Raw genomic sequence first — 14,309 nt, forward strand, 5'->3', positions numbered from 1 at the left:
GGTTGAGCGGGTACGGCCCATGCTTCCGGTCGTCGAGCAAAGGTTCCTCGTCCCCCTTGCGCGGCCGTTATGTGCTCCTAAATCGCGCGCCGTTGGCATTCACGGGAGGGCGCGATGCCGTTTCGTAACACCGAGTTTGAACCAGAAGTCATCGCTCGTTTGGACCGCTGCTTGGCGCGGGCACAAGCCGCCGCGTCGGACTTGGGCATGCCTGCCGATGGAGAGGGTTTGCGCACCATCATGGCTTTGGCGCTGATCGAGGCGACCAATAACGGAGAGGATGACGAGGATCGCTTAACCGATTTCGCGCTGCAGGCACTGCCCAGCTATCGGCGACTACGACAGGCGCGATAGATCACCGGCGCCGAGGGATAGAGTCGCCGAAGGAACCTTGGCCGGCCAGTCTACTTGCCGCCTCAACCACCGTCGGCATGTTCCGGCGGCCGGGTCAGACGCGGCCCCAGCGCCCCCAGCTGACTTTCGCCCTCGCGCAGCCAGTCGGCTGCGGCTTGAACGTCCCCGTTCTCGCCAAGCGCGCCAAGCAGCACCTCGGCGAGCGCCGGCGCCGTGGCGGTAATCTGCGCCTGGCGTGGGGCGCTTATGCGGACCTGACGCGTGCTCGTCAGCCAGCGGCGCACCGGCTCGCTCGTGATGGCCTGCGCCAAGCCGCGTGAAATCGCAGCAGCCTGAATGGCACGCGTGGGACGCGAGAGGATGCTGGTGATCGCCGCACCAGCGGCGAGGCCACCGACTGCCTGCGTGGTGGCGTCGCGCTGCTGGCGCTGGGCTGTGATCAGAGCCAAGTCCTGCAGCGCCTGCCGACTCTCGGGCGAGAGCAGCACGGAGATGCGCTCGGCTTGCTGGCGCCCGGCGGCGTCCTTGCCGGCGCCGAGAACCGCGGCGATGCTGTCGCTGCCGGCCGGGCTTGCCTCACCCGTGACGAGACGGCGCACGTCCGCCATATCGTTGCCACCCTTGGAAATCGAGCTCTCGATGATGTCGGCGACTACCCCGCGCTCGACGCCTGCGCGCATGTCCGGGGAGAGCTTGCCCAGCACCTGGCTGGCCTCGTGCGGCGCCGCCTTGCGATAGAGCCACGGCACCAGTTCCTCGGGCCGGATCTTCGCCGCTGCGCCGTTCTCGCCGCGCAGGAACGGCGCAATGACGCCGTCCCGATACTCGCGGGAGATCTCCGCATCGGCGACAGCGGCCCCGCGCAGCTGTCCCAGAATGCTCGGCGAGCCGGACGCCGACATTGCATCTGCATCGAGATAGCGAGTGCGGTTCGAAATGTCGGCGGCGAGGCTGCGCAGTTGCCGCGCGTCGGCGACGCCGAACAGTTCGCGGATGGTCTCGTCGTCCAAGCTGTTGAGCCGGGCGTTCAGCCCGTTCATGTCGACGATCCGCCGGCCGTAGAGCGTCTCGTCGCGGCCGGCGTCAAGGATCTGCTCGATCGCGTTACGACGGGTTGCCGCCCATTCCGGGCTGTTCGCCCCCATCGTATCGCGCATCTCGCGGACAACGCCGGGCTTGCCGCGGCCGGACATAAGCCGGGCCACCAGCTGGTTGTCTTCGACGTAGCCGGCCTGCGTGGGTTCCCGATAGGCTTCGCGAACGCCCACGCGCGAGAAGCGGTCGACGTTGTCCCGGTAATAGGTGTTGGCGCGTGCGAGCGCCTCCCGCAATTGAGGACTGCCGGCGTTGCGCACGCTGTCGTCGATCGCCCGCGACAGCGAGTTGCTGAGCTGCACCAGATAGCGTTCCGGCACACCCGGCAGGATCGATTTGTCGTCGATGGCGTCGCTGACCAGCGTTCGCATCTGACGCGCATGATCGAGCGTCATGCGATCGGCAGTGTCGTCAACGCCGCGCAGGAAGTTGGCCAGCCCATCCGGCGTAAAGCGGGACATTGGCGCCGGCCGGCCTTCGACAGGCTCTTGCCGTGAGGGTGGCAGTGCTTCGCGGATACGGGCGACTTGCTCGCGTACAGGCCGGATATCGACGATAGGGTCGGTGCCACCCGGTGCATTGCGCGCCGCGTCGTACAACCTGCGCGTCTCGGCGCGGAACTCCTGACGCGCCCGCTCCAGCCCGGCGCGGGTCTGCTGGCCCGCCGCTTCCGCGCCCATTACCGGCCCCTGCCGGCTGGTGAGGGCCTGTTCGCTGCCGGCAATTGCGTCATCCGCACGGGACAGCGCTTCCTCCCGGTCGATCACCAGGTTCTTGCGCTGTGTGCTGATCTCCGAGACCACGCCGCGGCCGATTGCAGCCGGATCGACATCGCCCGCCAGGTCGGACTGGTAGCGCGTGATGGCTTGGTTACCCACCTCGCGGGTCTGGCGGATCTTCTCCGCGGAGCCGGGAAGCTGAGCCAGCATCCCTTCCATGCGAGGGACGAAGCCGCCGGCGCCGCTTTCCGAGGGAAGCGGGCGAATATCGTAACCCTGACCCTTCAGCCGATCCGCTGCGGCGCGGAACTCGACATTGACGGGATCAGCGGCGCGGCGCGCGAAGGGAGCGCGCACCGCATTGCCGACAGCATTCGCCGCGCGCCCGGCGCCGCCCATCACGAGACCGATCAAGGCATCACTCGCCGCCTCGCCAGCCGCACGGGGGAGCACGTCGCGCGTCACGCTCGGCTCGTCGGCCCGGTTCTCGGGGAACAGTCGTCCGACCGTCTCACCGACCAACTGGGCGCCGGCGGCACCGGCCGCCGCCGAGGCCGGAATGCCGACAACCGGGCCGGCGGCGTAGGCCGGCACGCTCGCCGCGCCGCCCATGATCGCACCGACGAGATCAGGCACGCCGCCGGCCATGCTGGCGACGTCCCCCGTATCGATGCCGGGTGGGTCAAACAGTCGCTCGGCACCAGCCGGGTCTCGGATAACGACGCGTTCGGTGGGATTGCCGAACCGATCTTCCAGATAGCGCCAGCCGGTGCCCTGGGGGCCATACGTCTCGGTGAAATATCGCTCTCGGGCGCCCGGCGTGTTCAGGAAGGAGGCGTAGGCGCGCTGGCCAACGGGTGCGCCGCCGGCCCGAAGATCGGGTTTCGTCGCCTCGATCTCGGCACTCTCCCGGTTGCCGGTAATTGCCCGGATCGTATCATCGATCTTCGCCGAGCCCATGAACGGCGCGTCGCTCGCTGGTGCGCCGAGGGCACCAAGCGCGGTATTCACCGCATCGACGGGCGCGCCCAGCACGCGGGCGCCAATGGTGCGTTCCGGATACGGAGTCGGGCCACCTACGGTGATCTTCAATGCCGAACCGCCGGGCGCTGCGTCCGAGGGGGAAGCCGCCGCTGGAGAGTCAGGAAAGGCGGCCCACGGATCGTCATTGGCCGGCGCGGGGGCGGTCTGGCCAACCGGAGGCGCGTCGGGGAACTGATCCCAAATGTCAGCCATCAGGGTCGGACCTTCTCTCGGCCATCCGGCGTGAGGAAGCGCGTGCCCGAGGGGAGCGCTGCGGCTTCCTCTGGGGTACGCACCGTGGGGAGGGCAGACTGCCCAGCGATCGACGGAATGGTGACGCCAGGCAGTGGCGAGTTCGTCGCCTGTGGCCCCCGCGACAGGACGGTGCGCGCATAGACCTGAGCGACGCGAGGGGAGATGGCCTTCTCGTCAACCAGCTGCCCGAGCATGCCCGCATCCAGTGGGGGCAGTCGCTCCCCGCCAGTACGGACATTGCCCGCAAACTTCTGCCGGTAAGCGCTCAGCGCGATCAACGATGCGAGCTTGGCCTGCGCGCCCGGCAGGCTCTCGCCGAGACCGCCGCTCACCATCACGTCGTTGACGGCGCGGCGGTCGGCATCGGACAGCCGTTCATCCTGCACCAGCGTCCGCGCCAACCCGAGCGTCGTCGCTTCGAGTTGCGCCCGCGTGGCGGCTACATCGGGTCGGGCAAGGCCGGGGATCAACTGAGCGCCGTAATTCGTCAGCAGCTCATTGATGTTGCCGGCGGCGCCGAGATCATCCGGCCGCAGCGTATCGAAAAGCGAGGTGAGTTCGCTGGTGGCACGCGCGGCCTCTGCCTCCTGGCGCTGAAGGTCGGTGACGCGTGCATTCGTCTGCCCGGCGGCATTGCCGGTCGAGACCGTAAAACCGCCCTTGCCGTCGGAAGTGACCGACAGCCCACCGCCGGTGCCTTCCTTGCGGACGACGTTCTGAACGACCTGCCCCGAGTTGATGTCGATGATCCTTCCGGCGGCATCGGGACGGCCAACGAAACGGATCTCCTTTCCATCGGGGGCGATCGCCAGGTAGTTGTCGCCTTCGAGATTGGTCGAGCTCGGCTTTTCGTAAGGCCGCGCACCCTGCCGCACCGCCGCGCCGGGCGACATGAACACCGGCGTCTTGCCATCCGGTCCCATGGCCTGGACGGGGGCCTTGTCGCCCATGATCTTGTCGATCAGGATGTCGTCGCCGATCAAGCCCTGCTGACGCAGGCGCTCATTCTGCGTCGCGGTCCACTCGCTTTCGGACAGCGGCTTCTCGGCGCCGGCCACGCCTGGCATCGCCGGCATGCCGACGGCGCCCGCGATATTGGAGGGGACGTCCGGCCGGATCTGGCCGGGGTTCAGCGGGCCGTAGAGATTGCTCAACACGCCGCCGCGCACGGTGTTGGAGTTGTTGGCGCGCGAGGTGTCGGCGTCGATGTCCTGGCCGCGCATGCGGGTCGCGGCGTCCGTGTTCACAGCATAGTAGCTCTGCGTCGGCGCGTAGTTGCCAACGGCCACGCCCATGCGGTCGAACTGGCCCTGATCGACGCCCTGCGACTTCGCGTAGTCGAACAGCTCCGCGAGCCGGCGCGCTTCGGCGCTCTTGGCGTTGGCCGCTGCCCAGCCGGCCGCGTCCGCGCCGCTCGGCGGGGCGAACAGCGACGCGAGGTTCGACGCGGCTGCAGCTATGTTCGGGTCGTTGAAGTAGCGATTGCTTCGAATGGCCATCGTCGGTCCTCAGTGCGTCAGTCCGTCCGGGACTGCCTGATCAAAGGCGCGGCGGGCCAGGACGTGGCGGAAGATCGTGTCTCCCCGTTCCGCGATCTGACGGCGCTGATGCAATTCTTCGAGCGCAGCCCGCAGCCAATGCATGTGGTGGCCCATCTCTTCCGCGTGCTCGGCAGATATCCAGTGACGTTCCTCAGGCCCACCGCAGCAGGCCCTCACCGCCAATATCGTCTGCCCCATGGCTACAGCCACGCGATCCACTGGCAGTTGGCCGTCGATGGAAGCGATGAGATGCGGCAACGCGGAGTGGCTAGCACTCGCGAGCCGATCCAGCTCCGACGATGTCAGGGCGCCGCCTCGCAGTTGAAGCAGGTCGAGAAGCGCCATCAGCGCATTGATGGCGTGAAGCAGCGGCGTTTCGTCTCCGGAGACCGCATCGAAGAAGGCGACTGCGCGTGCATGTGCGCCCCGACAAGCATCCGAGACGGGCGACTGCTCGGACATCGCGTCAATCTGGAGCAAGCTACCGCTCATGCTCGGCGGGCCGCGAAATTAAGGGTGGGAAGCGCTCGCTTTCGCGCCCGCTCCAGGAGCGAAGCCCGAAGACCGATATTGCGAGCCGCGTTGTGGCCCAGCCGAATGAGATCTCGAAGATCGGCGACCCTATCAGGCGGCAGCGTCCGGTGCTTATGCGGCTTTGCGAGATGAACGACGGTGGCTTGAAGCGCCATGAGCGCGTTCACGACGTCGTCGCGTTCTTCTCCGACCAGGTAAATCTCAACATTCAGGCGCGCAGCCAACAGCGCCACGAGAAGCTCATCTCGTTGACTGGGCCCAAGCTCCACTCCCGCGCTATTCAGGCGGCGAGCGGACTCCCAACAATCAAACGCTACGTTTAGCGCCCACGCGATGTCCTCTCGATCGTGCCGACCGGGGATGCTTGAAAGCGAACCCCAGACCATATCGACGTTCAGCTCGAACCCCTCATCCTCCTGGGTCGGAGGATCCGGTTGGAGCTCGTCGTCGTCGTGTTCGGCATCCGGCGGCGAGGTGCGTGCGGGCAAAGTCATGGCGCAAAACCTTTCTCGCCGTGTTTAGCATAAAATGGCAACAAGTGGAATCTTTTACTTTTCGTAATCGCCATTATCGGTTATTTTTGCGAGCATACGAAAATGTATGCTTATGACAATTTGTCAAAGCGTTGCGTACAGCAGTACACGCAAAGACAAATTGTCCATCCGCAGCGCCCTGCGGGTCGGATATTCCAGCGCCCTCGCTAAGCCTACACACCCCGGAGAGAACCCATGATCGCCGATCGAGAAACCAATGTTCGATGCGGGCTCGCCGCGCTCGCAGTCCTCACGCGGGAACTGGGCGATACGCCATGCCCGCCGGCCCAGGCGCATCGGCTTCGGCGTCTGGTCGAGACCGCTCGGGACCATGTTGTCGAATTGCTTGGGGAAGACGACGTCGTACCCGTAAGCTTGAGCGATGCGCCCGCCAAGGCGCCTTTCTCCAAGACTGATGACCGACTGCATTTTGATGTTACGGCAGCTTGGCGAGCCGCCGCGGCGTTGCGCGCAGCCAATTCGCCGGAAGATGCTGAGATGCACCGCTCCGATCTGCGCCGGATCATGAATAGCGCAGGCAACGCTCGTGTCCGGCGTCTATGCGCCGACGCGCTCTCGATCTAAGAACGCGCCGGGCGGAAGAACCCTCATGACTAAGGTGGCTGGCGCGTTTCCGTAAAGTTCAGACGCGGCGCAATTTTGTAGCGCCTCCACGCGCCGCCAAAGGAATGCGCTTGGACTGATCCCGGGGGGTGGGCCAGGGGCTGGCACCCGTCGCTTACCGACAGGGAGAAGGCGGTGCACGTCAATGCGGAAATCAGCGGCCGGTGCGCCATTGCGGCGCTCAGCGTTCTGGCGCGAGAAGTGGACCGCGTTGCATGCGCGCCGGCGCATGCGGAACGGCTGCGGCGCCTGGTCCACATGGCGCGTGGTCACGTTGCGGGATTGCTCGACGAGACGCCGGGCAGCAAGCCCGCGTCGCCGTCCGCAGACCACGCGAGTGATGGCCTTGACGACGACGACGCGGCGGCCGCATGGGGAAGCGCTGCCGCGCTTCGCCGATCGTTCTCGGACAGCGCACACAGCTTCCACCGTGACCGTTTGCAGACCATCGCAACCACGACGTGGAGCGAGCGTGTTCGGCACATGTGTCGCGACGCGCTCCGCGATGTCCCGTTGGCGTGGTAGCTCCGCGCGGGGCCTGCGGGGCCTGCGGGGCTTCTTTGAGGGCTTCAAAGAGCGAAAACAGGCACTGGTCGTCCTGATCAATTTCTGTATCATTCTGTGCAACGGTCGTTGCATAGAAGGATACGGTCATGTCGACAGCAAAACGATACGTTGCGTATTTGAGAGTTTCGACTGATCGCCAAGGCCGATCAGGCTTGGGCCTTGAGGCTCAGCGGGCGGCGGTCGCTGCCTATCTCGCGGGCGGTCACGCGGGCCTGGTAGGCGAGATCGTCGAAGTCGAGAGCGGCAAACGCAAGGATCGGCCCAAGCTCACCGAAGCAATTGCGCTATGCCGCGCTCACAGAGCCGTCTTGCTTGTCGCCAAATTGGATCGTCTGGCGCGAAACGCCGCGTTTCTGCTCAGCCTCCGTGACGCCGGAATAGAATTCGTGGCCTGTGACATGCCCGACGCAAACCGCGTGACGGTGGGAATTCTCGCAGTTGTTGCCGAAGCTGAAGCCGAAATGATCAGCGGGCGGACAAAGGCAGCGCTCAAAGCGGCGAAGGAGCGGGGAACGGTACTCGGGGGCTTCCGCGGGCGCGCGGCAACGGACGAGGATGCCCGGCGCGCCCGTAGCGCTCGAACGGCTAAGGCTCTCGGCAGAGCGCGCGACATCGAACCGGTTTTGAGCCGTTTGGATCCCGACCGCAGCTTGTCTCTGCGTGAACTTGCAGCGCTGCTAAACGCGGAAGGCATCCCAACCGCGACCGGTCGCGGACAATGGACCGCCGCGGCCGTGTCTCGGGTCAAGGCACGGTTTAGGGGCGCCGGAAGCGCCGCGGCTAGCCTGCTGTCAGCGGACAGCCGCCCATATCGCGGGCACCACGTCGCCGATACGCCGCCGCGGGACTAACGCCTCCACGATCACCCATTCGGCCCCTTCGTCATCGTGGATGACTTCGACCGATGGGCGCAGGCCGCTTTTAGCGATCGGCTCGCGGCGAACGTTCGTGCGGGAGGTTTGGCGGGTGGAAAAATCAATAACGTTGGACATGGCTGTGCTCCAATGCCGTTTTCGACGGCGGTTATCCGGGGCCGAAAAGCCGCACAGTGGGCTCCGCACGCCTTTGGGCTCGCGCCTTGGACATGCGCGTGCGGACCCCGGACACACCAGAAGCTAGCCTGTTGCTAGTAGATGTATTTTGCACTGCGTGGCTTTTCGAACCGTTAACGAGCATAGCTCAAGGAAAATATACTTCAATATAATTTATGTATGTTTTGTATATCTACGCATATCGACAAAACTTACAATATTGTCAGTTTGACTCATTTGAGATTATTTAAGATACATTGCTTGCAATACGGTTATGGCTCGCCCCAAGGAGGTTGCGAATGACCCCAGCTGCCACATGTGCCGATCTATGGGCAATTTACTGGGTCGATTATCTGGATCGAACGGACGGCACGGGGAGCTCAGCCGGGTTCGCCTGGCGCAACCTCTCTCCTCACTTTGGACAGCTAAAGCCCGCGGAAATCGACTATTTTTGCGTCCGCCAGTACCGGCAGATGAGAGCTGCCGGTTCCATCGGGAGGCCCAGCACGAGCGCAACAATCCGGCGGGAATTGGTGGCACTGCTCGCGGCACTTAGGTGGTGCGCGAGCCCAGAGCGTAGATTTTTGCGCCCAGACGACGTGCCGGCGTTCGACCTACCGCCAGACGGTGCGCCCCGACAGCGTTGGTTGCGCAATGACGAAATCGAGGCGCTGCTAGCGGCCGCAGTCGGTACGAGGCGCCCGTCGCGCGATGGTGGAAGGCGGCGATTGAGCCGAGCCGAGCGTTTTCTATGGATCGCTCTGCATACGGCCGCCCGTAAGGAAGCAATTCTCGATCTTTCTTGGGACAGGGTCGACTTCGAGACGGGCACGATCGACTTTAATGTGCCTGGACGACGCGTCACAAAGAAGCGGCGCGTCGTGGTGCCTATCGCTTCGGCGCTTCTGCCAATCCTCGAACGGGCCTATCGCGAGCGACAAGGCGATCTGGTCTTGGACAACAAGGGCGCTGTGTGGGCGACTGTGCAGAGCATTGCGATGAAAGCCGGTCTTGCGCCGAGGCAGCGCATTTCCACCGGGGCGAAGCCGAAGGCCACCGGCATTTCGCCGCACGTTCTGCGGCACACAGCGGCGACGCATATGGCGCGAAGCGGTGTGCCGCTCTGGAAGATCGCAAAGTTCCTCGGTAATTCTGTCGAGATGGTCGATAAGGTCTACGCGAAATTCATGCTGGATGATCTTCGCGGCGCCGCTGAAGTGATATCGCAGCGCACTAATGGCGCAGCGAAGATCGCGATGCTAGGTGAGCGCCCCGGCGATCGACGGGCGCATGGGAGCTCATAGACCGGCTAGGCCCATGTTTGCTATGCGGAAGCCACCGTGAAGCAGCGACCACTACTCGAAGACTCCTTCGCCCGAACTTGAAGTGTCCTTCCGCCCTCGGGCGCGGCGCCGGGCCCGCTGGATAGCGGCTTCGAGCTCCATCCCGTCCATTTCGGCTGGCGACTTCGACGTTTCGACGGCCGCCCGATCGCGCCAATTCAGGGCGCCGGCCATCTCCAATATTGTGCGCGCAGCTGCTCCGCGCGCCGCAGCAGGGGACGTGCCGTCGCCCGCGATAGCGACCAGGGCCTTATAGGCATGCTCCAGCCCCTCGGTTCGAGCAAGATGCAGAACGCGTGCGCGTGCCGCCTCTTCGTCGCCGTCGAACTCTTCGGCGTTGCCAAAGCTCAAGGTGCCGTCGGTCATCCAAATACTCCTTCGTCGTCCGGCGTGGTGCGCACCAGGCGAGTGCGCTCGTCTTCGAGCTCCGCGATGCGCGCCGCAATCGCCTGCCCCTCAGCGGTCGGCGGGCGCGCGTCCGAACGCTGCGCGCTTTCGCGGAATCGGGCGTTCGCCTCCCGCTCCGCGCGTGCCGCAGCACGCTTTGCCGGCGCGCCGGGCTTGTGGCTGCGCTGCCAACGGTCGTACTCGGCTCGTTCCTCGGGCGACATTGCTGCGATGCGCCGAGCACGGGCCTTTGCGGCCCGCTCTTGACGCGCAAGCTTCCGGTGAAGCTTCGGCATCGCATCGGGCGCGTCAGCGTTCGGCCAACGCGTCCGGTGCCAACCGTCGCCCGAGGGCGTTCGGCCGCCGTGAACCCAGCATCGCCCGTTCGCCATCGCCGGCTGCCGGCAAGGCTCGCCCGTCGATCGCGCGTGCGCTCCGCAGCGGGGAAGCTCCGCCCGCTCCCGATTGATCTTTCGGAATAGCGCGCGGCCAATTTCGCGAAAGCGTGCGGAGGCAGCCCATGCCTGTTGACGGGGTGAACGTGTCTTCATGGGGAAGTCTCCAGGCGCAGCATCGGAAAAGCGGGACCAAGAGGTATCCGTCCGCCCGACCAGTCGGGACATTCTGTCCGCGTCGCGGAGTTATCGGACGAAGCCATCCGAATTTGACCCCGTACCCACTCGGGGAGAAGGCCGAGCCCCCCGGCGGCGAAGCCAGGCCTTCCCCGTAGGGGTGCACTTTGCAGCACTTCACTTTGCTGCACCTTAAACCCTTGGGAATGCTGGGCTTTGCAGCACTTTGCGGCACTCTGCACGGCCATTTTGCGCAAAGTACTTTGCAGCAGCAATATCAATGACTTAGCAGGCACTTTGCAGCAACTGCCGATCACTTTGCTGCACATTGCTCGGCGTCCTGTCATTCGAATACCGAGGCCTCCTCGGCGCTGCTGGTGGACAAATTGTCCGTCAGAACGACGTAACCTTTGATCGGGCGGCGGCTGGCGTCGCGGCCGACGGTGTCGTGCCGAATGATCTTTCGACCTTCGAGGCGAGCGATCGCATCCGAGACCTCGGTTTCCGTCAATGTTTGGAGGGCTTCCCCAGCCCGGCTTTTCAGAACGCGTGGCGCGAAGTACGGACTATTCTTTGCGACGCCGAGCTGAACCCCCTGGCAGTCGAGCAAAGCCGAGATCACGGCTCGCTCTGCCGCGTCGTCCAACAACGGCACAGATGCGCCAGCAGCCGTTGCCGGCATAGAGCCGGCGAGCACTTCGAATGCGCCCCGATGCCAGCGGAGCTTGAGAAGTCCGCCCTTCGGGCCGTAATTCGATTTCATGCCCTCTAACTCTCGAAGGTCTCCCTTCGCGGAGCCCTTCTGGTGCCGCAGATACAGCCTGGACCGAACCGCGTTGCTCCACGCGGTCGAACCGGAGGTGCCCTGGCCCGACGACTGTCCGCTAAGTGACGGGTGAGCCAACACGATTACAGAACCGCCGATGTCCTGCGCCAGACGGCCGAGGCATCCTTTGACGAACGCGGTGACCTGAACGCGGTTCTGCTCTTCACCGGCGAACACATCGGCAAGCGTATCGATAACAACGACGTCCGCAGCGAAGTCGATGGCGGCGGCACGCAGCTGGTCCCAAATTGCCTGACGGCGCATCTGCCCGGTAGAGCGGTCCCAAACGGCTAGCAGATTGTCCATGAAGCGCCGGCTTGTCAGCCGGAGACGGCCGCCGGTTGATCCGTAATCGAGCCTGAGCGCCGACAGGATATTGCTATGGCGGCGCTGGAGCTCGTCTTCCCCATCCTCGCAAAAGAAGCAAAGTACGCGCGCGGGGCGGGTCTCTTGCCCGAGCCACGGCACTCCCGCGGCCGCACAAGTCGCATACTGGTGCATAAGCAACGTCTTGCCGATGCCACCGTCACCGTAAAGCGAGGTTACTTCACCTCGAGGGATTAGGCCCGCGACTTCCCACTCACGCGCCGGGACAGGTCGGTCGCGCCAGTCTTCGGGGTTGATCCATTTGATTGTGTCGGGTGCCGCCCCGGCGAGTGGCGGCTGCGCCGGGCTTAGACCTACGGTCGGCATCTCCCTGGCGACGCGCTCTGCCTCCATCTCGACCAACTGATCGAACTTTTCTGGCAGTGCGCCGGCAAGACCCCATCGCGATACCAACTCCGCGTAGTGACGCGGATACCGCGCCTGCACTGCGGGCAGCATGGCAACATTCTGCCGGATATCATCTGCAGACCAGCCGCGCAGCGAGGCGAATGGCGCGGCATCCTGGCTATCGGAAGCTTCGAACCAGAACGCTTCTTCCGCCTTCTGCAAGGCGGACCATGCGAGGCCTACAGCTTGCGCGACGGACGGCAACGACGACTTCCAGTCGGCCGCCGGCGCGAAGACAGGGAAGTCCGATCGACCAAGGCGGCGGCAGAGCCATGTTAGCGCTTGGCTGCTGGTGGGCCGACTTACAGATGGGTCGCCTTCACCAACCACAGCGAAGGGCAGGGGGCCAGCAGGTCCGTATTCAGGGCAGCCGCCGAATACTATTTCCCCTTGGGCATCGATGCCGCCAAACTCGCAGATCAGAGAGATCGGCGTGTGAGGTCGTTCCGTGCCGAAGTCGAAGGCCCCACGACCGTTGTCGAAAATCGCAAGGCGCTCATCCAAGTCGCGATCGAGCTGCTCCGACGAAACCGACCACTCTCCCACGCTCGGCACTGTGGCGTCGTAGGGTAGAATGTCGCGCGCCCACTCAGACCGCCGAAGCCACACGGCTCGCTCAACAGCCTGATCCGCCGTGAACGGCCCTGTCTCGCCCCGTTGGTGCGTTTCGCTCGGCTTGCTGCCTTCTTGCCAGTCGTAGCCATGCCGTTCCCCGACCTCAGAAAGCGACTTGGCCAGCGCATCAAGCTGCTGAAACCCGATCCGTGGCAGGTCCGGGTATCCAATTTCGGCGAGGTTCGAGCGAACGGCGCCGCCCGACGGATGGCGACCAGCCACGAGTATCTGTTGCCCCGTGGCTAGCACCTCGACGTAGAAGGTGCGGCCGGTTGCTTTATCGGTTAGGGACCACTTCCGCTTCGAGGCCGGGGCTCCGGTCCAGCGCAAGAAGACGGCGCAGCTGGTGGAGCCATCTCGTTCACGGATCGGCAGCTTGTCAGGCTCTGTCGCGAGGCTACGAGCAATTTCCCCTCGAATTGCGCCGACCAGGGCACGCGCGCGTTGGGCCTCAGCCGACTGTTCATTGGCGGCGATCTTGATGTCGACGTCCAACACGAGGATGTCACCCGTCGCTAGGCAACAGTTTACGTCGGGATACTCAGCCCAAACTGCGATGTCTCCGCCAGATGGCGCGAACGCCTGCCATCCGCGGAAGCCGAACCACCTCCGGTTCTCAAAACGCGAGGGCACCTTTCCGTCGCTCAGGCGGATGCCCGATTTGAATTCGACGTTCACTCCCGGAGGCGCACAGGGGCGTATGTAAGGCCCAAATCCCGCCGCTTCTAACGAAAGCATGGCATTGGTTGATACCACCGAAGATCTGCGGGCATCCTGGCCGGACGGAAACCCGACGATGTTGTCTCCCGCCCTCGACGCGAAGCCAGTAGTCTCCGACTGCCCGCTCGGAGCAGCGCGCATCATTTGGCCCAACACATCGCCAAACGTTCCGGTGTCTTTGTCTTGCGACACCGGGAAATTCTGCTTAATATTCATATGCAGACTTTCTATGGCCGGTGCGCTCTTCGCGGGAGCGGCCGGCCTTTTATTTGGATACGCCAGTATTCTACGCGGGCTTGGAGCTAGGCGGCCCAACTGGCGCGAGCCCGTTCGGCGCGCCGGGCGACCGCGACGGCGGTCTTACGGGACGGCGTCCAGGCTTCGGCACTATCGACAAGCGCAATAAGGCTGTCCGTTGCCACAAGCGTACGTCCGGCCAGCCGCTTCAGCGTTAGGCGTCCATCGCTCGCGCAGGCGTACAGCGAAGCGGGGGATACACCCGCGATCTTGCTCGCGACTTTCATCGGCAAGAGAGGAAGCTGGCGCCAGTCGGGGGGCACCATCAGCGTGGACGGCTTAGATTTTTGCGAGGGCGTCGCAGGCATAACCGAACCTCATGGTCATCAGGTGCACGAAAAAGTGTCGCCTGTCTCCATTTTTCCGGTTCGGCATGTTCTTCTGCGGCGACAAGTGGAAGGATATATCAAAGTAATGCGATGATCAATACGACTGTGACGATTGCAACAACAGCAAATACGACATACAAATGTGTCATACATCCGCGACATACAGAAAA

Annotated in this window: 13 protein-coding genes; 5 read left to right on the top strand and 8 right to left on the bottom strand. The window is 64.2% G+C overall.

What is annotated here, in order from left to right:
- Positions 1 to 114: 114 nt before the first annotated feature.
- The gene (locus ACO2RV_RS14545; protein ID WP_423294164.1) at positions 115 to 354 is read left to right on the top strand and encodes a hypothetical protein; all 240 of its coding nucleotides are present in this window, start codon (positions 115 to 117) and stop codon (positions 352 to 354) included.
- A gap of 62 nt (positions 355 to 416) precedes the next feature.
- On the opposite strand, the gene ACO2RV_RS14550 is transcribed toward ACO2RV_RS14545, so the two are convergent.
- From ACO2RV_RS14550 to ACO2RV_RS14565, 4 genes are read right to left on the bottom strand one after another with little or no spacing between them, the layout of a single operon-like run.
- On the bottom strand, positions 417 to 3,404 hold the full coding sequence (locus tag ACO2RV_RS14550) for a hypothetical protein (RefSeq protein ID WP_423294166.1): 2,988 nt from the start codon (positions 3,402 to 3,404) through the stop codon (positions 417 to 419).
- Positions 3,404 to 4,945, bottom strand: coding sequence for a hypothetical protein (locus ACO2RV_RS14555; RefSeq protein WP_423294168.1), 1,542 nt, complete (start codon positions 4,943 to 4,945; stop codon positions 3,404 to 3,406). The genes ACO2RV_RS14550 and ACO2RV_RS14555 overlap by 1 nt, the downstream gene beginning before the upstream one ends.
- Before the next feature lie 9 nt (positions 4,946 to 4,954).
- On the bottom strand, positions 4,955 to 5,467 hold the full coding sequence (locus tag ACO2RV_RS14560; protein WP_423294170.1) for a hypothetical protein: 513 nt from the start codon (positions 5,465 to 5,467) through the stop codon (positions 4,955 to 4,957).
- An 8-nt stretch (positions 5,468 to 5,475) separates the two neighbouring features.
- Positions 5,476 to 6,015 (bottom strand): hypothetical protein, encoded by a 540-nt coding sequence (locus ACO2RV_RS14565; protein WP_423294172.1) that lies wholly within the window; start codon positions 6,013 to 6,015, stop codon positions 5,476 to 5,478.
- Positions 6,016 to 6,249: 234 nt separating this feature from the next.
- On the opposite strand from ACO2RV_RS14565, the gene ACO2RV_RS14570 reads away from it, so the two are divergent.
- The 3 genes from ACO2RV_RS14570 (at position 6,250) to ACO2RV_RS14580 (ending at position 8,096) form a co-directional block, all read left to right on the top strand.
- Positions 6,250 to 6,639 carry a hypothetical protein gene (locus ACO2RV_RS14570; RefSeq protein WP_423294174.1) on the top strand — a complete coding sequence of 130 codons (390 nt, stop codon included), beginning with the start codon at positions 6,250 to 6,252 and terminating at the stop codon, positions 6,637 to 6,639.
- 174 nt (positions 6,640 to 6,813) lie between these two features.
- Positions 6,814 to 7,203, top strand: a complete 390-nt coding sequence (locus ACO2RV_RS14575) for a hypothetical protein (protein ID WP_423294176.1) — start codon at positions 6,814 to 6,816, stop codon at positions 7,201 to 7,203.
- Between the two features lie 128 nt (positions 7,204 to 7,331).
- The gene (locus ACO2RV_RS14580) at positions 7,332 to 8,096 is read left to right on the top strand and encodes a recombinase family protein (RefSeq protein ID WP_423294178.1); all 765 of its coding nucleotides are present in this window, start codon (positions 7,332 to 7,334) and stop codon (positions 8,094 to 8,096) included.
- On the opposite strand, the gene ACO2RV_RS14585 is transcribed toward ACO2RV_RS14580, so the two are convergent.
- A complete protein-coding gene (locus ACO2RV_RS14585; RefSeq protein ID WP_423294394.1) occupies positions 8,037 to 8,237 on the bottom strand; it encodes a hypothetical protein in 201 nt (66 codons plus the stop codon). The two genes, ACO2RV_RS14580 and ACO2RV_RS14585, sit on opposite strands and share 60 nt — an antisense overlap.
- Positions 8,238 to 8,575: 338 nt before the next feature.
- Here ACO2RV_RS14585 and ACO2RV_RS14590 point away from each other — a divergent pair, with 338 nt between their 5' ends.
- On the top strand, positions 8,576 to 9,580 hold the full coding sequence (locus ACO2RV_RS14590) for a tyrosine-type recombinase/integrase (RefSeq protein ID WP_423294180.1): 1,005 nt from the start codon (positions 8,576 to 8,578) through the stop codon (positions 9,578 to 9,580).
- A 51-nt stretch (positions 9,581 to 9,631) separates the two neighbouring features.
- Here ACO2RV_RS14590 and ACO2RV_RS14595 read toward each other — a convergent pair whose 3' ends face one another.
- From ACO2RV_RS14595 to ACO2RV_RS14605, 3 genes are all read right to left on the bottom strand, one after another.
- On the bottom strand, positions 9,632 to 9,985 hold the full coding sequence (locus ACO2RV_RS14595; RefSeq protein WP_423294182.1) for a hypothetical protein: 354 nt from the start codon (positions 9,983 to 9,985) through the stop codon (positions 9,632 to 9,634).
- Positions 9,982 to 10,230 (bottom strand): hypothetical protein, encoded by a 249-nt coding sequence (locus tag ACO2RV_RS14600; RefSeq protein WP_423294184.1) that lies wholly within the window; start codon positions 10,228 to 10,230, stop codon positions 9,982 to 9,984. Before ACO2RV_RS14600 ends, ACO2RV_RS14595 begins: the two co-directional genes overlap by 4 nt.
- A gap of 691 nt (positions 10,231 to 10,921) precedes the next feature.
- Entirely contained in the window at positions 10,922 to 13,729 is a 2,808-nt protein-coding gene (locus ACO2RV_RS14605) for an AAA family ATPase (protein WP_423294186.1), read from the bottom strand.
- Positions 13,730 to 14,309: the final 580 nt, after the last annotated feature.

This window comes from Ancylobacter sp. VNQ12 (assembly GCF_049445835.1).
Classification (GTDB): Bacteria; Pseudomonadota; Alphaproteobacteria; order Rhizobiales; family Xanthobacteraceae; genus Ancylobacter.

Bases quoted from the DNA above. Each gene is read 5' to 3' on its own strand.
- ACO2RV_RS14545 (WP_423294164.1), top strand. From the start codon at position 115: ATGCCGTTTCGTAACACCGAGTTTGAACCAGAAGTCATCGCTCGTTTG.
- ACO2RV_RS14550 (WP_423294166.1), bottom strand. From the start codon at position 3,404: ATGGCTGACATTTGGGATCAGTTCCCCGACGCGCCTCCGGTTGGCCAG.
- ACO2RV_RS14555 (WP_423294168.1), bottom strand. From the start codon at position 4,945: ATGGCCATTCGAAGCAATCGCTACTTCAACGACCCGAACATAGCTGCA.
- ACO2RV_RS14565 (WP_423294172.1), bottom strand. From the start codon at position 6,015: ATGACTTTGCCCGCACGCACCTCGCCGCCGGATGCCGAACACGACGAC.
- ACO2RV_RS14570 (WP_423294174.1), top strand. From the start codon at position 6,250: ATGATCGCCGATCGAGAAACCAATGTTCGATGCGGGCTCGCCGCGCTC.
- ACO2RV_RS14580 (WP_423294178.1), top strand. From the start codon at position 7,332: ATGTCGACAGCAAAACGATACGTTGCGTATTTGAGAGTTTCGACTGAT.
- ACO2RV_RS14585 (WP_423294394.1), bottom strand. From the start codon at position 8,237: ATGTCCAACGTTATTGATTTTTCCACCCGCCAAACCTCCCGCACGAAC.
- ACO2RV_RS14590 (WP_423294180.1), top strand. From the start codon at position 8,576: ATGACCCCAGCTGCCACATGTGCCGATCTATGGGCAATTTACTGGGTC.
- ACO2RV_RS14595 (WP_423294182.1), bottom strand. From the start codon at position 9,985: ATGACCGACGGCACCTTGAGCTTTGGCAACGCCGAAGAGTTCGACGGC.
- ACO2RV_RS14600 (WP_423294184.1), bottom strand. From the start codon at position 10,230: ATGTCGCCCGAGGAACGAGCCGAGTACGACCGTTGGCAGCGCAGCCAC.
- ACO2RV_RS14605 (WP_423294186.1), bottom strand. From the start codon at position 13,729: ATGAATATTAAGCAGAATTTCCCGGTGTCGCAAGACAAAGACACCGGA.